Origin of the sequence: Maridesulfovibrio frigidus DSM 17176 (assembly GCF_000711735.1) — a bacterium.
Taxonomy (GTDB): Bacteria; Desulfobacterota; Desulfovibrionia; order Desulfovibrionales; family Desulfovibrionaceae; genus Maridesulfovibrio; species Maridesulfovibrio frigidus.
Window position 1 is genome coordinate 19,130 of record NZ_JONL01000010.1, and the last position, 24,416, is coordinate 43,545.

At 41.5% G+C, this 24,416-nt stretch carries 25 protein-coding genes; 21 read left to right on the forward strand and 4 right to left on the reverse strand.

Annotated elements, in window-relative coordinates; genetic code table 11:
* The first annotated feature begins 25 nt into the window (after window positions 1–25).
* The 5 genes from tig to BR06_RS0116925 all read left to right on the forward strand — a co-directional run bounded on the left by tig (window position 26) and on the right by BR06_RS0116925 (window position 7,536).
* Window positions 26–1,330: a trigger factor gene (gene tig / locus BR06_RS0116905; protein ID WP_031485189.1), complete on the forward strand. Its 1,305-nt coding sequence runs from the start codon at window positions 26–28 to the stop codon at window positions 1,328–1,330.
* 285 nt (window positions 1,331–1,615) lie between these two features.
* Window positions 1,616–2,224, forward strand: a complete 609-nt coding sequence (gene clpP / locus BR06_RS0116910; protein ID WP_031485191.1) for an ATP-dependent Clp endopeptidase proteolytic subunit ClpP — start codon at window positions 1,616–1,618, stop codon at window positions 2,222–2,224.
* Window positions 2,225–2,230: 6 nt separating this feature from the next.
* A complete protein-coding gene (clpX, locus tag BR06_RS0116915; RefSeq protein WP_031485193.1) occupies window positions 2,231–3,481 on the forward strand; it encodes an ATP-dependent Clp protease ATP-binding subunit ClpX in 1,251 nt (416 codons plus the stop codon).
* A 220-nt stretch (window positions 3,482–3,701) separates the two neighbouring features.
* Window positions 3,702–6,155, forward strand: a complete 2,454-nt coding sequence (gene lon / locus BR06_RS0116920; RefSeq protein ID WP_031485195.1) for an endopeptidase La — start codon at window positions 3,702–3,704, stop codon at window positions 6,153–6,155.
* A 199-nt stretch (window positions 6,156–6,354) separates the two neighbouring features.
* Window positions 6,355–7,536 carry a serine hydrolase domain-containing protein gene (locus BR06_RS0116925; RefSeq protein ID WP_031485197.1) on the forward strand — a complete coding sequence of 394 codons (1,182 nt, stop codon included), beginning with the start codon at window positions 6,355–6,357 and terminating at the stop codon, window positions 7,534–7,536.
* Here the strand turns inward: BR06_RS0116925 and BR06_RS0116930 are convergent.
* The 3 genes from BR06_RS0116930 to BR06_RS0116940 all read right to left on the reverse strand — a co-directional run bounded on the left by BR06_RS0116930 (window position 7,526) and on the right by BR06_RS0116940 (window position 10,020).
* Complete coding sequence (locus tag BR06_RS0116930; protein ID WP_031485199.1) at window positions 7,526–7,837, reverse strand: hypothetical protein; 312 nt, start codon at window positions 7,835–7,837, stop codon at window positions 7,526–7,528. The genes BR06_RS0116925 and BR06_RS0116930 overlap by 11 nt on opposite strands.
* A 317-nt stretch (window positions 7,838–8,154) precedes the next feature.
* Window positions 8,155–8,448, reverse strand: a complete 294-nt coding sequence (locus BR06_RS0116935) for a hypothetical protein (protein WP_031485201.1) — start codon at window positions 8,446–8,448, stop codon at window positions 8,155–8,157.
* Between the two features lie 249 nt (window positions 8,449–8,697).
* On the reverse strand, window positions 8,698–10,020 hold the full coding sequence (locus BR06_RS0116940) for a M23 family metallopeptidase (protein WP_031485203.1): 1,323 nt from the start codon (window positions 10,018–10,020) through the stop codon (window positions 8,698–8,700).
* 291 nt (window positions 10,021–10,311) lie between these two features.
* Between BR06_RS0116940 and hysB the strand changes: the two genes are divergently transcribed.
* The 3 genes from hysB to hysD all read left to right on the forward strand — a co-directional run bounded on the left by hysB (window position 10,312) and on the right by hysD (window position 13,474).
* On the forward strand, window positions 10,312–11,256 hold the full coding sequence (gene hysB, locus BR06_RS0116945; RefSeq protein ID WP_031485205.1) for a NiFeSe hydrogenase small subunit: 945 nt from the start codon (window positions 10,312–10,314) through the stop codon (window positions 11,254–11,256).
* Between the two features lie 24 nt (window positions 11,257–11,280).
* Complete coding sequence (gene hysA / locus BR06_RS0116950; RefSeq protein WP_031485207.1) at window positions 11,281–12,738, forward strand: NiFeSe hydrogenase large subunit HysA; 1,458 nt, start codon at window positions 11,281–11,283, stop codon at window positions 12,736–12,738.
* Between the two features lie 259 nt (window positions 12,739–12,997).
* A complete protein-coding gene (hysD, locus tag BR06_RS0116955) occupies window positions 12,998–13,474 on the forward strand; it encodes a NiFeSe hydrogenase maturation protease (protein WP_031485208.1) in 477 nt (158 codons plus the stop codon).
* A gap of 61 nt (window positions 13,475–13,535) precedes the next feature.
* Here the strand turns inward: hysD and BR06_RS0116960 are convergent, their stop codons facing one another.
* A complete protein-coding gene (locus BR06_RS0116960; protein ID WP_031485209.1) occupies window positions 13,536–13,973 on the reverse strand; it encodes a CBS domain-containing protein in 438 nt (145 codons plus the stop codon).
* A gap of 259 nt (window positions 13,974–14,232) precedes the next feature.
* Between BR06_RS0116960 and BR06_RS0116965 the strand changes: the two genes are divergently transcribed.
* From BR06_RS0116965 to BR06_RS0117025, 13 genes are all read left to right on the forward strand, one after another.
* A complete protein-coding gene (locus BR06_RS0116965) occupies window positions 14,233–14,877 on the forward strand; it encodes a protein-L-isoaspartate(D-aspartate) O-methyltransferase (protein ID WP_031485211.1) in 645 nt (214 codons plus the stop codon).
* Window positions 14,878–14,899: 22 nt separating this feature from the next.
* The gene (locus tag BR06_RS0116970) at window positions 14,900–15,859 is read left to right on the forward strand and encodes a DUF368 domain-containing protein (RefSeq protein WP_031485213.1); all 960 of its coding nucleotides are present in this window, start codon (window positions 14,900–14,902) and stop codon (window positions 15,857–15,859) included.
* A gap of 53 nt (window positions 15,860–15,912) precedes the next feature.
* Complete coding sequence (locus BR06_RS0116975) at window positions 15,913–16,803, forward strand: Mrp/NBP35 family ATP-binding protein (protein ID WP_031485214.1); 891 nt, start codon at window positions 15,913–15,915, stop codon at window positions 16,801–16,803.
* Between the two features lie 164 nt (window positions 16,804–16,967).
* Complete coding sequence (gene pgsA, locus BR06_RS0116980; RefSeq protein ID WP_031485216.1) at window positions 16,968–17,513, forward strand: CDP-diacylglycerol--glycerol-3-phosphate 3-phosphatidyltransferase; 546 nt, start codon at window positions 16,968–16,970, stop codon at window positions 17,511–17,513.
* 40 nt (window positions 17,514–17,553) lie between these two features.
* Entirely contained in the window at window positions 17,554–17,832 is a 279-nt protein-coding gene (locus tag BR06_RS0116985; protein ID WP_031485217.1) for a hypothetical protein, read from the forward strand.
* A 9-nt stretch (window positions 17,833–17,841) separates the two neighbouring features.
* Window positions 17,842–18,168 carry an FtsB family cell division protein gene (locus BR06_RS0116990; RefSeq protein ID WP_031485218.1) on the forward strand — a complete coding sequence of 109 codons (327 nt, stop codon included), beginning with the start codon at window positions 17,842–17,844 and terminating at the stop codon, window positions 18,166–18,168.
* Window positions 18,152–19,024, forward strand: coding sequence for a tetratricopeptide repeat protein (locus tag BR06_RS0116995; RefSeq protein WP_031485220.1), 873 nt, complete (start codon window positions 18,152–18,154; stop codon window positions 19,022–19,024). The genes BR06_RS0116990 and BR06_RS0116995 overlap by 17 nt, the downstream gene beginning before the upstream one ends.
* 87 nt (window positions 19,025–19,111) lie before the next feature.
* Window positions 19,112–19,915 (forward strand): hypothetical protein, encoded by an 804-nt coding sequence (locus BR06_RS0117000; RefSeq protein ID WP_051677162.1) that lies wholly within the window; start codon window positions 19,112–19,114, stop codon window positions 19,913–19,915.
* An 89-nt stretch (window positions 19,916–20,004) separates the two neighbouring features.
* Window positions 20,005–21,021, forward strand: coding sequence for a class 1 fructose-bisphosphatase (gene fbp, locus BR06_RS0117005; protein ID WP_031485224.1), 1,017 nt, complete (start codon window positions 20,005–20,007; stop codon window positions 21,019–21,021).
* Window positions 21,021–22,097: a tRNA (adenosine(37)-N6)-threonylcarbamoyltransferase complex transferase subunit TsaD gene (tsaD, locus tag BR06_RS0117010; protein WP_031485225.1), complete on the forward strand. Its 1,077-nt coding sequence runs from the start codon at window positions 21,021–21,023 to the stop codon at window positions 22,095–22,097. The genes fbp and tsaD overlap by 1 nt, the downstream gene beginning before the upstream one ends.
* Before the next feature lie 211 nt (window positions 22,098–22,308).
* Window positions 22,309–22,629, forward strand: coding sequence for a thioredoxin (gene trxA, locus BR06_RS0117015; protein ID WP_031485227.1), 321 nt, complete (start codon window positions 22,309–22,311; stop codon window positions 22,627–22,629).
* A 4-nt stretch (window positions 22,630–22,633) separates the two neighbouring features.
* Window positions 22,634–23,551 (forward strand): thioredoxin-disulfide reductase, encoded by a 918-nt coding sequence (gene trxB, locus BR06_RS0117020; RefSeq protein ID WP_031485229.1) that lies wholly within the window; start codon window positions 22,634–22,636, stop codon window positions 23,549–23,551.
* A complete protein-coding gene (locus BR06_RS0117025) occupies window positions 23,551–24,282 on the forward strand; it encodes an outer membrane protein assembly factor BamD (RefSeq protein ID WP_031485230.1) in 732 nt (243 codons plus the stop codon). The genes trxB and BR06_RS0117025 overlap by 1 nt, the downstream gene beginning before the upstream one ends.
* The last annotated feature ends 134 nt before the right edge of the window (window positions 24,283–24,416 follow it).

The following is a 24,416-nucleotide window of genomic DNA, read 5'->3' on the forward strand; positions in this document are numbered from 1 at the left end:
GAATATATTTAGGAGGATACATCAGATGGATTTTAATATTGAAGAAGTTTCTACGGTAGAAAGAACTGTTAAGGTTACTGTTCCTGCGGAAGAAGTTGGAGCAGCACTCGACGCTACTATTGCTTTATACAAGGTTCAGACTCCTATTAAGGGATTCAGAAAGGGCAAGGTGCCTTCCTCTGTTGTTCAGTCTAAATACAAAAAACAGATTATCACCGAAGCAACCACTGATCTCGTTAATTACCAGATCAATGAAATTCTTAACGGCGAGTCAATTGTTCCTGTTTCTAAGATTGACGTTGACGCTTTGGAACTCGTTCGCGGTGAAGACTTCACATACACTATTTCTTTCGAAATCGTTCCTGAATTCGATACTCCTGTTTACCTCGGTCTTGACGTTGAAGAAGAACGCGCTGAAGTAGGCGAAGCTGAGCTTAAAGATGTCGAAACAAGACTTCTTCAGAGCATGGCTAAAATTGCACCGATCGAAGATGATCGTCCTGCTAAAGATGGCGAACTTGCTTGTGTTACTTTCTCAGCTGAGATGGACGGCGAACCAATTCCTGGTGTTCAGGCTGACAACTTTGACCTGCCAATCGGTGAAGGTCACTCCCTGCAGGAATTTGAAGACTACGTAAAGACTCTCAAATCCGGCGAATCCGGAGCTGTTGATATCACTTTCCCAGAAGACTTCATTAATGCTGAACTTTCCGGAAAAGTTGCAACAATGAAAGTTACTGTTCACGCTATTAAAGAACGCAAAATGCCTGAACTGACTGACGATATCGTTAAGCAGGTCGGTGGATTTGAGTCTGTTGAAAAAATGCGTGAAATCGTAAAGCAGTCTTACATGGCTAACCGCAAGCAGCTTTGTAAGAGCTCAGCTCTAACTACGTTGGTTGGTGGGATTGTAAAAGACCTTGATTTCCCACTTCCTCCATCCCTTCTTAACGATCGCATTGATCGTATGGTAGCTGATGTTATTACTCGTGCTGAGCACTCAGGCCGCAGCTTTGAGTCAATTGGTAAGAGCATGGAAGAACTTCGCGCAGAGCAGACTGTTCTTGCTGAAGAAAGCGTTCGTACTGAAATATTCCTTCTTACTGTTGCAAACCGTGAAGAACTCACAGTTGATCCTCAGGAAGTTGAAGGCGCTCTTCACCAGATCGCTCAGCAGACTAAGCAGGACTTCAGTTCCGTTAAGTCTTACTACGAAGAAAACAATCTTCTTGTTCCTCTTAAAGATAGACTCGTTGCTGATAAAGCTGCTGAGTTCATTTACGACAACGCAAATGTTACTGAAATTGATCCAGAAGTTAAAACTGACTAGTCACTTTAGCTCATTTCGTTAGATTTAAAATGGCGGCACAGTTTTATTAACCGTGCCGCCTTTTTGCTTTTCCGGGAAAAGGGTTGTTTATAATCGTATATGTCGTTAACTAATCAAGTAAATGTTGTATAAAATCTTTTATTAAGATTTATACTTGTACTTGAGCTTTCAAATGATTAGAATATATTTCGTAAAAAAGGCTCTCATGGTAGGTGGTTAAGTTAAGTATTAACGGTGCTTTGCCCCTCCTTATTATATCACAATTCTTCTCTCGGGAGATTATAGATGTCTGGAACAATCCCTATTGTTATTGAAACTACTGGGCGCTCTGAACGCGCTTATGATATTTACTCACGCCTGCTCAAAGACAGAATCATCGTGCTTGGAAGCGCTATTGATGATCACGTTGCAAGCGTAATTTGTGCACAGTTGTTGTTTTTGGAGTCTGAAGATCCAGAAAAAGAAATTTACATGTACATCAATTCTCCCGGAGGATCGGTTACTGCTGGTTTAGCCATTTTTGATACTATGCAGTACATTTCCGCTCCTGTAGCGACTCTTTGCATGGGCCAAGCTGCCAGCATGGGCGCTTTCCTATTGTGTGCCGGAGAAAAAGGAAGCCGCTATTCACTGCCTAACAGCAGAATCCTTATCCACCAGCCTCTCGGCGGTGCACAGGGGCAGGCTACCGATATCGAAATTCAGGCTAATGAAATTATAAGACTTAAAGCTTCTCTGAATGCTATTATGGCTGAAAATACAGGTAAGTCTGTTGAAGAAATTCAGAAAGACACAGACCGTGACTTTTTCATGTCTGCTCAAGAAGCTATTGAATACGGCCTTATTGATAAGGTTCTTACTTCGCGTTCAAAACTTGAATCCAAGGAAGGTTAGTTCCTGATGAGTAATGAAAAAAAAGGTCCAGGACAGGACCTTAATTGCTCCTTCTGTTCCAAGTCTCAGGACGAGGTTCAGAGATTAATCGCCGGTCCTGATGTTTACATCTGCGACGAATGTGTCCAGCTTTGTAATGACATCATGGCGCAGGAGGCGGTAAGTGAGGAGTTTGATGCAGGAAATCTGCTGTCCCCGCAGGAAATCAAGGATTTGCTTGATGAATACGTAATTGGACAGACTCACGCTAAAAAGATTCTGGCAGTTGCTGTTCATAATCATTACAAGCGTGTATTTTATACAAAATCAGGTGCTGACGATGTCGAGATTGATAAGAGCAACATTCTTCTTATCGGGCCTACCGGCTCAGGTAAGACATTGCTTGCTCAGACTCTCGCAAGAGTTCTGAAAGTACCTTTCGCTATTGCTGATGCTACAACTCTCACCGAAGCTGGTTATGTTGGTGAAGATGTGGAAAATATCCTTGTTCAGCTTCTACAGAATGCTGACTACGATATTGAATCTGCTTCCCGCGGAATTATCTACATTGATGAAATCGACAAAATTTCCCGTAAGGGAGATGGTCCATCCATCACTCGTGATGTATCCGGTGAAGGCGTTCAGCAAGCTCTGCTCAAGATTATTGAGGGAACCGAAGCGAACATTCCTCCTAAAGGTGGACGTAAGCATCCTCAGCAGGAATTTATAAGACTTGATACTTCGAATATCTTGTTTATTCTTGGCGGTGCGTTTATCGGACTTGATTCAATCGTTCAGCAGAGATTGGCCGGATCAGGTATCGGTTTCGGAGCTAAGGTTGAAGCTAAGAAAGAAACTGGCATCAGTGAGTTGTTCAAAAAATCAGAACCGGCCGATCTCGTTAAGTTTGGTTTAATTCCTGAATTTGTGGGCCGTATTCCGGTTCAGACAGCACTTTCAGAATTAACTGAAAACGATCTTGTTCGGATTCTTCAGGAACCAAAGAACGCTCTTGTTAAACAGTACAAGAAGATGTTCGACCTTGATGGTGTCCGTCTGACTTTCACAGAGAATGCTATGAACAGCATTGCAGCTCTGGCTGTGAAGAGAAAGACCGGTGCTCGCGGACTGCGAAACGTCCTTGAGTCTATCATGCTCGAGATCATGTACAAGCTTCCTTCGCTCACAGGGGTGAAAGAATGTGTGATTAATAAAAGTGTGGTTGAAACAGGAATTGAACCGTTACTGTTTTTCCATAATGAAGTTAAAAGTGCATAAACTTATAAACGCCTTCAGCCGATAAAGCTGGAGGCGTTTTTTTTTGTCGCCTGCCTGGAATATTTCCATATTTATTTTTTTCACTCCTTTATTTTTTTTCTCATATTTCGATATTATTACGTGTTCTGGTTTGACAAAACAGTTGCGAGTATTATTTCATGTTCTTGAAGGGTTATATTTTAAATTGAAATTAGTACTTAGATAAAAAGCAGGAGGATATATGTCGTCAACATTAACAGAAGGTGGCAGCGAATCCGCTGAAAATATTCTTCTTCCAATGATGGCTTTGCGGGAAGTTGTAATGTTTCCGCGTTCAATTATTCCTCTATTTGTTGGACGTGAGTCGTCCATCAAAGCCATTGAAGAAGCTATTGCAGAGCATGATAAAAAGATATTTTTAGTGACACAGGAATTTCCAGAAAAGGAAAAGCCTGAACCTGAAGATCTCTATGCCGTTGGAACTGTCAGCAAAATTCTCCAGATGTTGAGATTGCCAGACGGCACAATCAAGGTCCTTTTCGAAGGTCTGTATCGTGCTCAGTGGGATTCTGCTGCTGATGGCAAGACTTTTGAAGACGTTTATCCCATGGTTAACCTTAAACGGATTGAAGACCTTTCTGCAGACGTTAATGTTACGGAAGCTTTGGTTCGTTCTGTCCATGGTGCGCTTGAGAGTTTTGGAAAGGTGAACAAAAAAGTTGCGCCTGAAACAGTTCTCGCTATTTCTACAATTCGCACAGCAGGTAAACTTGCTGATTCTATAATGCCTCATCTCAAGGTTGAGTTTGCTAAGAAACAGGTAATTCTTGAAATTGTCGATCCTTTAAAGAGGCTTGAAGCTGTTTACGAACTCTTGCTCGGTGAAATTGAAATTGTGTCCATTGAGAAGCGCGTTAAAAACCGCGTGAAAGGGCAGATGGAAAAGAACCAGCGTGAGTACTATTTAAACGAACAGCTTAAAGCTATTAATAAGGAAATGGGACGTGAGGATGATCCGCAGGCGGAAGCTCATGATCTCGAAAAGCAGCTTGAAGCTAAGCAGATGAGTGATGAATCTCGCGATCGTGTCCTTAAAGAAATTAAAAAACTTCGCCAGATGGCTCCTTCATCCGCAGAATACACAGTTGTGCGCAACTATGTAGACTGGGTGCTGGATCTTCCTTGGAATGTATATAAATCAGTTGATCTAAATATTGCTCAAGCCCGCAAAATCATGGATGAAGACCATTTTGGACTTGAAAAGCCAAAAGAGCGTATCCTTGAATATATGGCGGTTCAGTCTTTAGTTGAAACTATAAAAGGTCCTATCCTTTGTTTAGTAGGCCCTCCCGGAGTTGGTAAGACTTCAATAGCACGTTCTATTGCCAGAGCTATGGATCGTGAGTTTGTTCGTCTATCTCTTGGCGGAGTCCGTGATGAAGCTGAGATCAGAGGTCACCGTCGTACTTATGTCGGCGCGCTTCCCGGTAAAATAATTCATTCACTCAGACGTTGTGATTTCAGTAATCCAGTTATCTGTTTTGATGAAGTTGATAAGATGAGCACAGATTTCAGGGGCGATCCTTCTTCAGCTTTGCTTGAAGTTCTCGATCCTGAACAGAACAATACTTTTAATGATCACTATCTTGATTTAGATTATGATCTTTCAAAGGTGTTTTTTATAACAACCGCTAATGACCTTAATTCTATTCCTATTCCTTTGCAGGATAGAATGGAGATTATTCGTCTGCCCGGTTATCTTGAAACCGAAAAAACTCAGATAGCCAAAAGCTTTCTGCTGCCTAAGCAGATTAAAGAGCATGGCCTTAGTACTGACAACGTAGCCATTTCTGACAATGCAATGGTTGAAATTGTTCAGACCTATACAAGAGAAGCTGGAGTTCGTAACCTTGAACGTGAACTTGCTAAGGTTTGCAGAAAGACTGCAATGAAAATTGTTGAAGCTAACGATAAGACCAAGAGTCTGCACGTTACTAAAACGAATCTTGCAAGCATACTTGGTGTTCACAAGTTCCGTCACGGAGCAAGCGAAGAAAAATCTCTTATTGGTGTTGCAACAGGACTTGCATATACGCAGGTTGGCGGTGAAATGCTGATGGTTGAGGTTGTTCTGATGCCAGGTAAGGGCAAGGTTGTCATTACTGGTAAGCTAGGTGATGTTATGCAGGAATCAGCGCAGGCTGCTCTTTCATATATCCGCTCCCGTTCGGATTTGTTTGGTTTGAAACCAAACTTCCATGAGAAGATTGATATTCACGTGCATGTTCCTGAAGGAGCTACTCCTAAAGATGGACCTTCTGCGGGTATTACGCTTTGTACGGCGATGGCTTCTGCATTCTTGAATGTCCCCGTAAGGCACGACCTTGCCATGACAGGTGAAATTACCCTGCGCGGCAGAGTATTTCCAATTGGTGGACTTAGAGAGAAGTTGCTCGCGGCCCATAGAGGACTGTCTAAAACAGTTTTGATTCCGTCTGAGAATGAAAAAGATCTTAAGGATGTTCCAAACGAAATTCTTAAGGACCTTGAAATTATTCCAGTGGAAAATATGGACGAAGTACTCAGTCACGCGCTTGATAGTCTGACAGCAGAAGAATTATTCAGAGGTAAGGACGATATAACTCCTATTGCTCTGAACCTTATTAAAGATGAATATCAGGCTCCTACCCATTAGTTTTAGATTTATTATTGAATATTTAAAGGGTGTTCACCAATTGGTGAGCACCCTTTTTTTGTTGAGTTTTTGATAATTAGTCGAAATTATATTGAAAAAGCATAAAATTATTACACTTTTTTAAATTAAGTGTTTCTATAAAAAATAGAGTTATGTTAGTATTTACGTAATATTGAAACAGTCGAAAGAAGTGTATGTTATGAAAATATCAGTATTAATTATATTAATTGTTCTTGTTAACACATTTGTAATGATTTCTTATGTCGAATCTGATGTGAATGATCAGGATGAGCTTCAATTAATATTTAAAGAAGCTGTTAAGGGTTTAAACATACCTGGTGCAGTAATGCTTATACATTCTCCAAATGGGAAGGAGACCTCTTTTGTTGCTGGAGTTAGAGATATCAACTCAAATCCGGCAATTACTAAAAAATATCCTATGACATCCAATTTAAAGTTTCGAATTGGGAGTATAACAAAAACTTTTGTCGCCTCTGTTGTGTTGATGCTCGTGCAAGAGGGGGGCATAAATCTCGATATGACGGTTCGTGAAATATTGCCAGGGCTTGTTATTAACGACACTAAAATTACTATTGGGCATCTTTTGCAAATGAGGAGTGGGCTGACTAATTTTTCATTTGATGAAGGGTTTTTAAAGAAATTTCGCGCGCAGCCTTGGTATGTGTGGTCGCCACCAGAGCTGATAGCATTTTGCTCAACAAGTGGTAGAGATGATGATCTCGAAAACATATCTGCGACTGACGCCGGCTGCTATATTGAACACGACCCTAGGCCGGGAGCACACTTTGAGTATAATAATTCCAATTATGTTGTGCTTGGAATGATTGTAGAGAAACTTACAAATGACAAAATTGAAAATCAAATTTACCACCGTATTCTGAAGCCGTTGGGGCTTAACAACACGTCTTTTCCATCTACCAGCTCTAAACTCGCGAAACCATATGCCAAAGGGTATGATTATGATCCCTCAACAGGCACGATTAGTAACCTTAGCCAGAGAATTAATCCCTCATGGGCATGGGGGTCCGCTAACGGTGTTTCGACTGCTACGGATGTTATGAAATGGTTACGAGCATATCTGGATGGTTATGGAATAAGCAAGGAGCTACTGGCGGAACAGATGCAGTTTATCTCTACCAGTTATGCCGGGGTATTATACGGATTTGGCATGATGAATAAGTACGGTGCAATCGGTCATAATGGAAATTATGCAGGGATATACACAGCAATGGCGTGTAAGTTCAAGGGTTACTATTTTGTAATACTGACAAATGGGCAGTCATACGGAGGAGAGCGCAACGCGTCCGCGGAATCCGTTTTCTGGCGAGTTGTGAATAAGGCTAATCTTTTTAAAAACTAAGACTTAGTCCTACACCCACTCTAGTTTCATCCTTTTTTCCTTCAGGGGAAATTCTGCTATTGCTTGTCATGCTATTCTGGGCAGGTCCTGAAATAAGGCCCGCACTCGCTCCATCGGAGATTGTTAGGTCGTCGTGCGGTGCAAATTGTTTATCAATATCACTTTTCATTGTCTGCTTTTTTTTGTCTGAATTTTCTTTAACAACTAAAGCATCTCCGAGATTTATGTCATTAGCATAAGCTTGAGTTGCCACTATTGGTATAAGCAGAATTGTTATTAAAATTATGATTTTTTTATCCATGTGATTACCTTTCATTTGATCTTGCAGAAAATTATTATGATCTATTTTTATTATCTTAATGTAGTAAATACAATGTCTTTGTGATGTTAAAGAAGCACAAATGCACACTAAACTGGTTCATTATATACGGAAGTGCTTTCGGAGTAAATGACTGGAGTGCGTTTCAAATGATGGTTTTTTGGCTATAAAAAGAGATTAAAGGTCTGGGCTTCAGATGTATTGTGGGCAATATGCACGTACATTAACCGTGTAATTAGTTAATTGCTTTTACTCTGGCATAATCCCAATATTGATGGCTAAATGGTGAGGTTGAATAGTTAGAAATTAAAGCTAAATCCCAATCCCAGTCCGTATCCTTTGTTTTCAGGAACTAGACCATGCTTATTCTCTGGACGGTTTGAATCCAGCCCGAAGATAAAGCCTGCGCTAACTCCGTCTGAGATTATTAAGTTATTATTAGGTCCAGTGTTCCCTTTTAGCCCCGACTTTGCCTCATTCCTATTTGCTCTCAAACTTACCTCGTTTCCTTGATTAGGCTCTTCAGCCTGAGTAATGACAGAGGGTATAGTTAAAAACAAAACTGCTATTAAAATGATGATGGTTTTCCACATAATTTCACATTCCTTATGGCTAGCGGAAAAATATTATAATGCCTCCTTTCGAATGTATTGATACAAGAAACAGACCGTATTAGTATAAAATTAATAAAATTAGACCTTCAATGATTGTTGCAAATGTTTTATGGGAATTTTTCCGTTCAAACTTGACGATTTATGGTTATTACTGTCGATATTTCGACATAAAAAAAGCGTCTAAAGATTTTGTCTTCAGACGCTTTTTTGTAGATTTATGTGTAAAAGTTAATCTGTAGGTAACTTGCTGGTGATATTGTTTTTGATCCAAGTTCCATCCCACCATTCAAAAGGATTAACAGGAATACCTGAACAAAGAATTCCATAGTGAAGGTGATCTCCACCAGCCATACCCGTTGAGCCTGTTTTACCAATGACCTGACCGCGCTCAACTGTAGCGCCGACCTCAACATCAATCTGACTAAGGTGCGAGTAAAGTGACTGCAATCCTAAGCCGTGATCAATGATCACTGCGTTGCCGTAGATTCCGAAATCCTGTTCTGCTACAACAACACGGCCCTTATTAGCGGCTGGTATTGGAGCGTGTCTTGTGCTGGCGAGATCGATTCCTAGATGAGTCTGGTTGTCGATCTTTTTACCATTATGTTTGTATGTACGCTGATCTCCAAATCCTGCCCTGGAGGCTGCATTTGGAAGCCTACGGAACTTACCTTCGAAAAGGAAGGTGGGCGCAGTATCTAAGCCTATTTTGCGTAGCTCAGCTCTGTTTTTTTTACGTAGCTCTCTGTTTACTTTCAAGAATAGCTCAACCGGATCAGTTGTGTCCGGGAATTCGGTTTCGAACTGAGGCATTTTGCTATTAAGAAAACGATCCGAAATGTTGATGTCGTCGTGACGGTATTTCTTACTGTTTGCATGGAACCAAAAAGTGGCCGTTTTGGTGTTTTTAGCTGTATCCTGAGCAATGATAGTAGGGGAGAAGTTTTTTGAATCTACATAAAAAGGCATAGCAAAAAGAGCTGCATATTCCCCGTTAGGCTGTTTGTAGCCAGGGAAAAAGTCCTCTCCAACCATAACACCAGTTTTTTCAGGATCGGCATCTACAGTATAGAGTGCCAGGCCGCAACCGCCTTGCGTTAAGTTATGAGTGCTTGATTGTACTGTTATTTTCGGTGCGACAGTATCTAGTGTGTAATTACCTCTAGCTATAATTGCATTGCCGCTTCCGAATCCGGCATAGGAACTATCAACAGCCCACGCGGCAATTTCGAAATGCCCCTGTTTGATCTGCTTTTTCTTGATTAAAATTTCCTGACTATAATCGATGGTCCCTTTTGGAAGAGTTTTTTCTGCGAGGACTATTTTCTTCTTGCCCTGAGTAAGCACAATCTTAACGGCTTTGATCCCTGACTGGGCGTCGCTCATTGTAACATTAATAGGAGTCTTATAAGTTATAAATCCTTTATCCGGCCCGATCGCAATGATTGGAGCTGTCGTATCTTTATATAATAGATATGCTCCTGCGCCTATAAGCCCGATAATTATGATTGTTAGGATGAATGGTATAATGCGACTTTTACTTTTAGCCATGAGGGGTGTCCTTTGATTCGATGATATTATTTATGAAATTATTTAGACTTTGTTTAAAAAAAGACCCTAGCAGGAAAGAGGGCGGTTGTTCAATGTACAACATTGTATATTTTGAGTTGGTCTATATTAGCTATAGATAGAAACTATGGTTTTGCTAAGTTTCTATCAGTTGGTGTTGACGTAAAAGTTTAGAGTGTGTATTTCAAATTAAAAAATATTGTCAGTGTGACTTATTTTTTTACGAGTAAGGACAGCGCCTTACTAGCGCCGGCAACTACCAAGGAGGTAGGGATGAGTTTGACCAGGCGAGATTTTGTTAAATTGTGCACAGGAACAGTGGCTGGCTTTGGGGTTTCCCAAATGTTCAACCCAAGTATTGTGCAAGCACTTGAGAAGTTTGTACCACATGTATTCTGGATACAGGGACAGGGCTGTACCGGATGTTCGGTTTCACTTCTTAATTCAGTGCACCCCTCAATTGCGAAAGTATTGCTTGATGTAATTACCCTAGATTTCCATCCGACCATTATGGGTTCGGAAGGGGAAATGGCTTGGGGCCACATGACAGACGTGGCTAAAGAGCAGAAAGGTAAATACATCATGATCTTTGAGGGATCGGTACCAGTGGCAGAAAACGGCCACTATTGTATCCTCGGTGAGAAGGACCATAAAGAGTACACCATGCTCGAGACTACGATCGAGATGGCCAAGAATGCTGCTCTTGTTGTCAACGTTGGTACTTGTGCTGCTTACGGCGGTATTCCTGCTGCTGAAGGCAACGTTACTGAAGCTACTTCAGTAACAAAAGTACTTGCTGACAATGGAATTAAGACTCCGGTTGTCAATATCCCCGGTTGTCCTCCACATCCAGATTGGATGGTTGGAACTCTTGTTGTCGCTATTAATGCGATTGAAGAGAATGGACTTGAAGGTGGACTTGGCGAAGTTGTTAAACTTCTTGATGACGAAGGTCGTCCAACACCTTTCTTTGGTGAAAACATTCATGACAATTGCCCTTACCTCGATAAGTTCGATGAAGACGCATACTCAAAAGTGTTTACTGACAAAGATAATTGTCGCTACGAACTCGGCTGTAAAGGTCCGAGCGCTAATGCCGATTGCTTCAAACGCAAATGGAATGGCGGCGTCAACTGGTGTGTAGAGAATGCTGTATGTCTTGGTTGTGTTGAGCCGGGTTTCCCGGATGAAATGTCTCCCTTCTACGAAGCCGGTTAATCGGTAATAGGAGTATCTTTCCTAATGTCGAAATCGAAAGCACCCGCGAAAGACGGGAAACTTAAGATTGCCATCGACCCGGTTAGCCGGATCGAAGGCCACCTCAAAGCTGAGGTTACTGTTAAAGACGGAAAAGTTGTTGATGCCTGGCTTTCAGGTGGAATGTACCGTGGTTTCGAGAATATCTTAGTTGGTCGCGATCCTCGTGATGCAGCTCAGTTGACTCAGAGACTTTGTGGTGTATGTCCAACAGCGCACTCCACTGCGTCCTGTTTGGCCCTTGATGATGCTTGTGACGTTAAACTTACTACCAATGGTAGAGTTACAAGAAACCTCATCTTTGGTGCTAACTACTTGCAGTCCCACATTCTGCATTTTTATCATTTAGCAGCTCTTGATTTCGTTCGAGGACCAGGTAAAGCACCTTTCGTTCCTCGTTTCGATCATCCTGATCTTCGTTTAGATGAAAAAACCAATGCAGTTGCAGTTGATCAGTACATTAAGGCTCTTGAAGTTCGTCGCGTCTGCCATGAAATGGTAGCTCTCTTCGGCGGAAAAATGCCTCATATCTCTGGTCAGGTTGTAGGTGGAACCACTGAAATTCCTACTAAGGAAAAGCTTGCAGAATATGCTAGCCGCTTCAAAGAAGTAAGGAAATTCATTGCAGAAACTTACCTGCCTACCGTTTACCTTATCGGATCTGTTTATAAAGATCTGTTTAGTATCGGTGGTGGTTACAAGAACTGTATGTCATACGGTGTATTCCCAATGGATGATGAGGGCGAAAATGTCCTCTTGAAATCCGGTGTTTACATTGAAGGCAAAGATTCTAAATTTGATCCTGCTCTTATTAAAGAGTACGTCAAATACTCATGGTTTAAAGACTCTTGCTCAGATCTCCATCCGAGCGAAGGTAAAACCATTCCGGATATTCACAAAGAAGGCGCATACAGCTTCGTTAAAGCTTCTCGTTACAACAAGAAGCCTGTTGAAGTTGGCCCGCTTGCTCGTATGTGGATACACAATCCGGAACTCAGTGATATCGGTAAAAAACAGCTTAAAGACCTTTACGGTATTAAAGCTGTTAAATTCCGCGATCTCGGAGAAGACATGGCGTTTTCTCTCATGGGTCGTCACGTTGCTCGTGCTGAGGAAGCTCTCATTGTTGCTGATGCAATCAATGATACTTGGCTCAAGGATGTTAAACCCGGCGAAGATACTTTCGTTGAGTCTAAAATTCCTGCAACTGGTGAAGGCATCGGTTTCACCGAAGCTCCTCGCGGATCATTACTGCACTACGTAAACATTAAAGACTCCAAAGTAGCTAATTATCAGCTTATGCCTGCTACTCTCTGGAACACCAATCCTCGCGATGACATGGGTCAGCGTGGACCGGTTGAGGAAGCCCTTATCGGCTGTCCTGTTCCAGACACTGGAAGTCCTGTAGATATATCAAGGATCATTAGATCCTTTGATCCATGACTAGGCTGTGCCGTGCACGTGTTGCACGCAGAGACTGGTAAGACAACAGTTCATCACATTCAGGAAGGCTGCTAGGTTATCTTGTATAATCTAGTCGGGACATAGTCCCGCCTAACTTTTGTGAGAACGTTTTGGATTGCTATAGCTCCCGGGCACAGGAATATTCCCGTGTCCGGGAGTTTCATTTCAGAACGTTTTTATTTGAATTCCGCCGATACAATTGAGAATGGATTCATAGAATCTGTTCTAAGGATTAAAAATGAAGAAATTACTTGTTTTGGGCGTTGGGAATATTCTGCTTATGGACGAAGGTGTTGGAGTGCATGCCATTCAAGCTCTCCAGAAAGAAGAATGGCCTGAAAATGTCCACATGGTTGATGGCGGGACATTCACTCAGGATATTTTCCATGTCCTTGAAGGGTATGACGGGCTTCTAGTACTTGATATTGTTCATGCAGACAAAGAACCGGGGTCGGTATATATTTTTGACGAGGATGATCTTGTGAAGAATGATTCACAGCGCTTATCTTTGCATGATATTGATCTACTTGACTCATTAGAGATGGCGGAAGCGGTTGGCAAGAGACCTAGAATGCGTGTGATCGGTATGGAGCCTAAAAGCTATACAGAGTGGAGTTTGGAATTGACTCCAGAAGTTCAGAAGACCTTCCCGCATTTTCTAGATGTTGCAAGAAAAGAAGTGAATAGATTTCTTGAAGAGTTCAAAGAAGACTGATGGGACTCAAAAGCGTGGTACCGGGATCAATATGCACCCCGGTACCTCTTTAAGTTTATGTTTATTCTTCGTTTTGTTCTAAAGCTTCCATCAAGCTGATAGTAAGCTTCATAAAGTCAGCTTCAGTTAAAATTCCGGTAAGTTCATTTTCCTCATTTACTACTGGCAGACATCCGTATTTGTGATTAAGCAGCAAGTTTGCGGCTTCTTTCAGCAAGGTATCTGCTGTTACTGTCTTAATGCCGTTTCTCATTATTTCACCGACAGGAATACCAGAATCAATTTCACCCTGAGTTGCAGGGTCAATTTCAGCTAAATGCGAAATTGTAGCTCCCAGTATGTCTCTATGTGTGATGAGTCCTATAAACATCCTTTTTTCATTTACTATCGGGATATGCCTGATTCTTTGAAGATCCATTAAGGATCTGGCCATCTTCAGTGTGTCACTCTCATTTAGGGTGAACAGGTTAGTGGTCATTAAGTCTCTAACTTTAAGCATAATCCCCTCCTTTTCCTTAGTCTTAATCTCTCTTTATGAAGCTTATGTTTCAAGTGGCAGATACATAAAATTGAAGTTTAATCGATTAAAAGCTGTATTCAGGTTGACTTGGCCCTTAAAATCTGATTCTCAACATCAAACGGTAATATTTATGTCGTTGTCTGAACTCTACCTCATAATTGGGGACTAACAAAGAATTTTTTGCAAACTGTTATAAATATATAGTTTGTTATTGGGGCAGAGCCTCATGGGAGATATTATGCGGATTGATCCGAAGCTCCGCAGAACTAAAATGGTGGAAGAACAGATTGTTGCCCGGGGTGTGGTCGACAAAACTGTTCTTGACGCCATGCGGAAAATTCCCAGACATCTATTTGTTCAGGATGCACTTGCAGACCGTGCTTATACTGACAGTGCTCTACCTATTGGAGAAGGGCAGACAATTTCACAGCCTTTTATTGTTGCTTATATGTCAGAGCTTTTACAGATTAAGCCGGGGCATAAAATATTAGAGATAGGTACGGGGTCCGGTTATCAGGCTGCAGTGCTTGGTGAAATGGGGGCGGATGTCTTTTCCATTGAGCGGATACGTAAGCTTTTTATCGCGGCGCGAACTCTTCTTTTCGAGCTCAGATATTTTAATATTAATCTCAAGTTAGATGATGGAACTATGGGCTGGCCGGACGAGGCTCCCTACGACCGGATAATTGTTACCGCAGGCGGGCCTGAAATTCCGCAATATCTTGTTGATCAGCTTGCTGATAATGGAAGGATGGTTATACCTGTTGGAGGACAAAAGCGTAAGCAGCAGCTTATTCTTGTCACAAAGGAAGATGGTAAAGTTACTGAAACAGACATGGGTGGATGTTCCTTTGTCGATCTTGTTGGTAAACAAGGCTGGTAATTATGAGATTTCTGGAGATCTAATGAACTTAATTAAAGCATGGAATAACGGTCCTGGGCCGAACTCGATTCGAGAATACTTAGTCGTGATCCTTAAAGGATTATGTATGGGGGTTGCTGATATCATTCCGGGTGTTTCCGGTGGTACAATGGCCTTTATTACGGGTATATATGATCAATTGATTGATTCCATACGTTCATTTAATGGTGAATTTTTCAAGAAATTAGTTAAATTTGATTTGACCGGAGCGATTGCCGTTCCGCATTTAAAATTTTTGATTCCACTTCTTTTCGGGATTGTTGTGGCCATGGTTTCTATGGCTCGGATTATCCACGAACTTCTACTCACCCATCCAGTTCAGGTTTGGTCATTGTTTTTCGGGCTTATCGCATCCTCCATTATTGTTGTAGGCAAAAGAGTTGGTAATTTTTCGGTTAAAAATATTTTATTCGGTGTGTTAGGGGCTATTTTTAGCTTTATCCTGGTTGGATTGATTCCTGTTTCAACACCTGATAGCTTGTGGTTTGTTTTTTTGTGTGCCTCTATTTCTATATGTGCCATGATCCTGCCGGGAATAAGCGGGGCTTTTATACTTCTCCTGCTTGGCAAATATGAGTACATAACCGGAGCACTTAGAAATCCTGCAAATCCCGAAAATACGGCTATATTGATAGCTTTTGCTTGTGGTTGTGCTTTTGGAATAAGCCTTTTTTCACGCGTTCTTCATTATTTTCTTGAAAAGCATCATGGTGTTACCGTCAGTATCCTTACGGGATTTATGGCCGGAGCCATGCGTAAAATATGGCCGTGGAAAGAAGTGCTGGATTCAATTGTTGTTCGCGGAAAAACCCATGTTTTAAGTGAAGCGAATATTTTGCCGCCAGCATATGATGCTGATTTCGCAATGGCTGTAAGTTTGATGGTTGTCGGATTTGCGATAGTAATATTTTTGGAATGGGTATCTTCAGCTCAAAAAGGCTGATTTTGCGTGAGGGAAAATTTCCCTTTAATCTAATATACAACAAAGGTAGAAAAATGAGTTCATCATGTGGTTCCTGCTCAACAGGAAAAAAAGACGGCAACAAACCTGATGCCGCCCATGCTCTTCAGAATGAGTTGATTTCTACAACTCTGAAGCGGATTAAATATAAAATATTTGTTATGAGCGGCAAAGGCGGAGTTGGTAAAAGCTCCGTGGCAGTAAATATTGCTGCTGCACTCGCAGACAAAGGCTTTAAAGTAGGTATTCTGGACGTTGATATCCATGGTCCAAGTGTTCCTCATCTTCTCGGAATAACTGGGCAGCTTGATGTTGAACGCGGTAATCTTGTTGTTCCTAAAAAGGTGAATGATAACTTACATGTTGTTTCTATGGAATCTCTGCTAAAAGACCCCGATCAGGCAGTGCTCTGGCGTGGACCTATGAAGACTTCCGCTATCAGACAGTTTGTTTCTGATGTTGAGTGGGGCGACTTGGATTTCCTCGTTGTTGATTCCCCTCCGGGAACAGGCGATGAACCTATGACAGTGCTTAAGACTATTCCTGAGTCTCTGGCTGTTGTTGTTACTACTCCGCAGGAGATTTCTCTTGCTGACGTACGTAAGGCTATCAATTTTCTCCAGTACGCCAAAGCAAATATCATGGGCGTTGTAGAAAACATGAGTGGTCTTGTCTGTCCTCATTGTAATGAGCAGATTGATCTCTTCAAAAGAGGCGGCGGGGAAGAGCTTGCTAAAAAATACGGCTTGCCTTTCCTTGGAGCTATTCCATTAGACCCGACCGCTGTTGTTGCCGCTGATCTTGGCAAACCTGTGGTTCTTCTCGAAGAAAGCTCTCCTGCTAAAACAGCGTTTAGAGCTCTTGCAGACCGCATTGCCGAAGCTGCTGCGAGTAGTCTGGAAATTGCTTCCAGCACGCACACTTAGGTCTTTTGCTGGCTTTATTAAAGGCCGCTAGTAATAAGTATCGATTTGTTACAGGGAGTTTGATATATGACTCCCTGTAACAAATCGTTTAATATCTTTCAGGGTACGTTTTGATAAAAAATGTTTAGTGCCTTGAATTAATGTTTTCTGAACCGGGACACGCTATGCTTAATCTCGCTAATTCACTTACTCTTGGCCGCATATTTACGATCCCTGTTATCGTGGTTCTTCTTTATTACCCTAGCAAGGTTACGTTATTCCTTGCGTGCTCGTTGTTTTTTCTGGCATCTCTCACAGATATTTTCGACGGGTATATCGCCCGTACCCAGAATCAAGTGACGACTTTAGGTAAATTTTTGGATCCTTTAGCGGACAAGCTTTTAATCAGCTCTATTTTGATTATGTTGACTCAAATAGGCTACGTTGAGGCTTGGATTTCTATAGTAATTATTTGCCGCGAGATAGCAATTACGGGGCTTCGCGCCATTGCTATTGATATGGGACTTGTTCTTGCCGCTGACAATTTGGGTAAGCTCAAAACCGTGGTTCAATCCCTTGCTTTGGGCGGATTGCTTTTGCATTATACCTACCTTGGTATGGATATGCATGTCGTCGGAACATGGATTCTTTACGTAGCATTGGTACTTACTGTGTATTCCGCAGGTAATTATATGTACAATCTGCATAAAATTTGGTTAACTAGCGAATAATTTTGTGAGTACTTAAATAATTACTCAAGTTAGGTGCATCATGACCAGTATTGATAGAAGTAATCTTGTTGTAAGGCTTAATAACTGTCTTGAGACTATTCTTGAGCTTGAACAGGCACTGGAAAAGCTTGATTTAAACCGTAATTTTCTTGAAGAGCTTGAGCTTCTTAAGGCATTTATGGAAAAAATTGAGAAAGTTCAGGTCACCGAAGATGACGTGCTGAGAATTGAGTCTGCTACAGGTAATTTTCTTGATGAACTTAAGGAACCACTTAGTCACCTTGATTCATCTGACAAACTTTTTATGCGTCTACAGTAGGAGTTTATAGTGCTGAGGCGTAGATTTCTGCTTGGGCTTTTAGTTTTAATCAATTTAGTTTTGATCCTGCGGCTTGGTTTTAGTGAGCAGGGCGTTTTTGGCTATCTTGATCTCGATAAAAAAGTTCTTGAGCTTGAACAAAAAATTGAAAAAGCCGATAGTCGCACACTTGAACTCAGTAGAGAAATAAGGCGTCTGAAATCTGATAGAACTTATCAGGAAAAAATAATCAGAAGTCGTATGAACTATGTCAAAGAGAACGAATTGTTGTATATTTTCCCGGATAAAGTGAAGCTACAGAAACAGGGAGCGACAGCAGATGCAAAGCAAAATTGAGTGGTATCAGGAAGTATTGGCCCTTGAACCCAGCTCTAAAGTGTTTTTTCCTTTAGCCCGCCTCTATGTTGAAATCGGCAATCTTGAAAAGGCAGTAACTGCACTCAGGATGGGACTGGATAGACATCCTGACTATCTAGAATCTCGTTTGCTTCTTGTAGAAACTCTTACTAAGTTAGGGAGAGATTCAGAAGCTAAGGCTGCAGTGGCTCCTCTTACACGACTTTTTTCTTCGTATCCTTCCTTTTGGAAAATGTGGGGAGACTCCGTTTCAGAAGGGAATGATGATGTTGCCGGTGCAATGGCTTTTCTTTTTTCTGCGCTCCACGGCAATCCTCTTTCCTGGTCTGATGTTATGTCTGAGGGTATCAAAGAACTGACAGGTATAAGCCCTGTTTCTAAGGACCAAAGCCTATCCGAAGTTTCATCCGATGAATCGTCGGAAGATCCTGATTCAGGTGAACTTTCAGATAGTGACATACTGTCCCGCGAAATTGAGCATGCTGCAGCCCAAATTGATATCGACGGAGAAAAAGTTGATGGATCTTTGACATCCTCTGTTGCCATGGATAGCTTAAGAACAAGAACCATGGCAGATGTACTAGCTTCTCAGGGTGAGCTTGTGGCGGCACTTGATATTTACCGTGAACTTCTCTCCAGAGCTGAGGAAACTCAGAAGGACGAATTGCTGATAGTTATGTCTGATATTTCAGCCAAAATTAGCAATGGCCAAAGCAACTGCGTTGGTGATGAGTGTAGCGAGGCCGATGATCCGTACATAAAAAATGCTAAGAATAAGTTGATGAATACCCTTGAAATTCTTGCAGAAAGACTCGAAGCACGGGCTGCACGGTAATAGTTTTCCTCTTTCAAGATAAAAGAAAATTTTCAAATAATTATATAAGAAGTGCTGTTAACTATTGTACAGCATTCGGGTTTTAATATGAGATTTAAAAATTCAGTGCGATTTATCGCGCTTTTTGCTTTTTTTATATTCCTGATGTTTGCCAGTGGCTGTGAATATGGCAGTAAAGTTTGGCATGACACACAGGAAGCAGTTAATCCTAATCCTACTATCGATCTATCAACAGGTGGAATTGAAAACGCAGACGACAATAAGCTTGCAATTCTGTTCACACCTGTTGATGAAAAAATCCTTTCATTGACTTCGTTTCTTTCAAATATTGATTCCCATCCTGACGAAGACTGGTTCAGGCTCCTGTTTATGCGCTTTCCATGGATTAGCGGCGTATTCACTGTAGATGACGAGGCTTCAGTTTTAGTCAGGTTGCCTGAGCAGGGAATGAAGCCTTTTAAGCCCGGACCGCTGGTTGAATATGAGGGAGACTGGTCTGAAATTAAGATGAAATCTTTCATCAATTATTCAGAGTTTGGCCCTGAAATGTATCTTTGTACTCCTTTTTTTAAGGATGCAGATTTCAAGGGACTTGTCGTAGTTCATTTTGATCCGCGTATTCTACTTAATTTTTGTCCGGACCCTAAAAAGCTGGTAATTATGCAGCCTGATGGTGGGGGAGTTTGGACCGGGGTTGAAAATTTTAACAAAGAAGCTTTTTTGAAGATAGACTGGGATGCACTTCTTGACGAAAATGTTTCTGGTGTCACTAGGGTAGGAGAAAGCCGATTCGTCTGGCTTTCGAGGTACATAAGTGATACTCAGATTGTTTACGTTACCAAGGCCGTTTCAGATGATGGCGATGATGATGCGGATTTCTGGTTTTTCTAAAATTGTTTGGTGATAGAAGTTCAATCTGGTATTATGCTGGATAGACCACCTTACTGCCGCACACTAGAGACATTCCTTTAGGAGGATAAATGACCCAGCAGATAACAGTCACTGAACACTTGCTACTTCATCAGAAGCAGATTCCAGGTGCTACAGGACAGTTTACGCACCTTTTTAATGAACTTGTTCTTTCGGCTAAAATTATATCACGAGAAGTTAATAAAGCTGGTCTTGTTGATGTTCTTGGTTTTACCGGAGAAATTAATGTTCAGGGCGAAGAAGTTAAAAAACTCGATGAATATGCTAATCGGATTTTGATTCACCGTATGGCACGGTCAGGAGTTCTTTGTGCGATGGCTTCTGAAGAGAATGCCGATATCATCGACATTCCTCACGGTCTGCCACAGGGAAGCTATATAATAATTTTTGATCCGCTCGACGGATCTTCAAATATTGATGTGAATGTTAATATCGGAACTATTTTTTCGATTTATCGTCGCAAAAGCAAAGTTGGAACACCGGTTCAGTCCTCTGATGTGCTTCAGAAATGCGATGAACAGGTTGCCGCTGGGTATATTTTGTACGGTTCTTCCACCATGCTGGTTTTTACCACTGGCGATGGAGTTCACGGCTTTACACTTGATCCAGGAGTCGGTGAGTTTTTACTTTCACATCCTAATATTAAAACTCCTGAAGTGGGCAAAATCTATTCAGTAAATGAAGGATATTGGCCTTACTGGAGTAAAACTACTCAAAAAGTAGTTAATTATTTCAAGTCACTTGATAACATTCACGGACAGCCATATAGTTTACGTTACATAGGTTCGTTGGTGGCAGATTTTCATCGCAATCTAATTTACGGCGGGGTATTTATGTATCCGGCTGACCATAGAGAGCCTAGTAAGCCTGTGGGTAAATTAAGACTTTTGTGTGAAGCAGCTCCAATGGCTATGCTTGTAGAGCAGGCTGGCGGAATGGCTACTGATGGAACTAAGCGGATACTTGATATTGTCCCTGATGACCTTCACCAGAGAGTACCTCTTTTTATTGGCTCCAAGCACGAAGTTTCCACTATTCGCGATATATATGAGGCTGAGAGCGACTAATGCTATGCCTTGGTATTGAAAGTTCGTGCGATGAAACCGGATTGGCACTTGTCCGTGATGGAAAGTTTATCGCAGAAAAACTTGCTTCTCAGGTTGATGTACATGCCCTTTTCGGAGGGGTTGTTCCTGAAATAGCTTCTAGAGAACATTTGCGGGCACTCCCGGCTTTGTTTAATGAACTTATGTCCGAGCAATCGCTGACAGCTGATGATCTTGACGTTATCGCCGTTGCGCGCGGACCGGGTTTACAGGGCTGTTTATTGATGGGACTTAATTTTGCTAAAGGGCTGGCTCTCTCAACGGGAGCAGACTTAATCGGAGTTAACCATTTATGGGCGCACCTCACTGCTGCGGGACTCGAGCAGGAATTGCAATTCCCTTCTCTTGGGCTACTCGTTTCTGGTGGTCATACTCATATTTATCTTATTAAGAGTACTTCAGAATTTGTTCTACTGGGCAGAACTTTGGATGACGCGGCTGGAGAGGCCTTTGATAAGACCGCTAAATTATTAAATATACCTTATCCTGGTGGAAAGATTGTCGATGAGCTTGGTAAGCTAGGGACTGTAGACCCGAAAATGTTTCCTACGCCTTACATTAAGAATGATAATCTTGATTTCAGCTTTAGTGGGCTTAAAACAGCGGTTTCTCTTTACGTTCAGGCAAACACTGAATTGCGTCTGCCTATGATGGGGATTCCTGATTCTGAAACTGATGATCCGGAAATTGTCAGGCGACGTAATAATATGTTTGCTTCGTTTAATTACACCGTTGCCAATAAGCTTCGGGTTAAAGTTGATCGTGCACTGCAGCGTAATAAGGGTGTTAAATCTTTGATCGTGGCTGGAGGAGTTGCAGCAAATTCAGTCGTACGTTCCGTGATGTCTGACGTCGCTGATAAATTTTCAATTCCTCTGGTTTTACCTTCTCTTAAATTTTGCACAGACAACGGAGCAATGATTGCTTATTCTGGCTATCTCTTAGCGCAAGATGGATATCGTCACGATTTCAAGCTTGAGGCTATTCCAAGGGGGCGGGTTGTTCCAGAGGATTGGACCCGTATTTCAGAAAAATAACTTTGGTGTGTTGCCATTTTAGTCATAGATAGTTAATCTTCGATTACTGTCAGTTGGATGCATGGATACAGCTTGACACTTTGGCGAACGAGAATTAAATTTCATAATCGAGTATAGGTTTTATAGCTTTACTTGATAATTTTAAAAATCAGTATGACCTTCCGCATGGAGGGATTCCTACTTCAATTATTACTACAACAAGGAGCAAGTCATGGCTTTGCAGGTAACCGATTCCAATTTTCAAGAAGAAGTTCTTAATAGCGACAAGCCCGTTTTGGTTGATTTCTGGGCACCTTGGTGTGGACCATGTCGCGCTATGGGACCTGTTATTGATGAACTCGCTGAAGAATTTTCTGGCCAGATTAAAATTTGTAAGATGAATGTTGATGACAATCCTACATCCCCTGGCAAGTACGGTATTCGTGCTATTCCTACTCTGATTCTTTTTAAAGATGGTGAAGTTGTTGACCAGACTACTGGTGCTGTTTCTAAAAGTAGCATTAAGGAAATGATTACTAGCAAGGCTCTTTAATCTGATGAAGTCTTATGACGCCATTGTTATAGGGGGCGGCCCAGCCGGTATGGCGGCCGCCCTTTATCTTGTTCGTGCAGGTGTAAATATACTTGCTGTAGAGAAGCTTGCACCCGGCGGGCAGATGCTTCTTACTGAAGAACTGGAAAATTACCCAGGATTCCCCGGTGGTATCAAAGGCTATGAACTTGCAGATCAGATGTCTGAGCATGTTAAACAGTTTCCGTATGATAAAATTTTCGATGAAGTTCGGGAGATTATTCCCGGTAAGGAATTTCATGAGATAGTAGTTGATGGAGAACATATTAGAACCCGTGCAATTATTATTACAACGGGTGTTACTTTCCGTAAGCTCAAAGTTCCAAATGAAGAAAAGCTTTTGGGGCGAGGCGTTTCATACTGCGCATTATGTGACGGCAATTTTTTTAAAGATAAAGTCGTTGCTGTTGTTGGCGGTGGAAATTCTGCTCTCGAGGAGTCACTTTACCTTGCAAGACTCGTAAAGAAATTATATCTCATTCACCGCAGGGAAGGATTTAGAGGTGACAAGTGCTATCAGGATAAGTGCTTTTCAGATTCTACAATTGTTCCTGTTTTAAATTCAGTTGTGTCCCGCATAGTCGGTGATACCGAAGTGGTTGGTATTGAAGTTAAAGATGCCAAAACCAATGATTATTCTATTTTAGATGTGGATGGAGTTTTTATCTTTGTGGGATTTAATCCTGTAAGTAATTTTTTTCCTGTTGAGCTAAAATTGGACAAGGCTGGTTTCATTCAAACAAATTGTGAAATGGAAACCAACATCCCGGGCATTTTTGCTGCCGGAGATATACGGTCCAAAAAATGCCGGCAGGTAGTCACCGCAGTAGGTGATGGCGCAACTGCTGCAACAGCGGCTTTTGCGTTTTTGGAACATAAATAATGCGTAGCAGAATATTTTCTATTGTTTTACTTGGCATTCTACTTTTCAGCAGCGTAGGCTGTGGTGTTCTTGATTATTATTTTTTACCTAAATCTGAAGATACTGCCCAGGAGCTTTATGAAGCTGGTGTAGAATCTATGACCGATAAGGAATATGGTAATGCTTCAGAGTATTTTGCTAAATTAAAAGACCGTTATCCTTTCAGTCCGTATACAGTTAAGGCAGAAATCAGTCTTGGGGATGCGTATTTTCTCAACGGTAAATTTTTTGATGCTTCAGAAGCTTATAAAGAATTTGCAGCACTCCACCCGGGCAACGACGAAATTCCTTACGTGTTATACCAGATTGGGCTCAGTAATTTTTCTTTATTTAGTTCTATTGATAAGCCTCAGCATAGCGTGAGTGAAGCATTAGAATATTTTTACCGCGTTGAAGAAGCTTATCCTGAAAGCGAATATGCAACTGCTTCTAAAGAGTATATTCTCAAATGTAGGCGTGCTCTTGCAGATCAGGAGCTTTTCATTGCTGATTATTTCTGGAGATCTAAGAAGTACGGTTCAGCATGGAAGAGATATGCTTTTGTAGTTCGTAATTTTAAGGATCTTCCTAAGGTCCGTAAATATGCCATTAAACAAGCTGAAATGTCATATTATGAATTTCAGAAAACCTTATCACAAGCCGAAAGAGAAAAACTGCAAGGCAGTTGGAAAGAATTCTTAGAATGGCTGTAAAAGTGGTTTAGAATTACATTACTCTTTAAGTAGATATTTTACCCGGCGGACGCTAGTTTGCCGGGTATTTTTTTAGCTGGTTTATTTCATTGTGATAGGGGATAATTAAGTTTATATTTAGAAGATATTAGCTG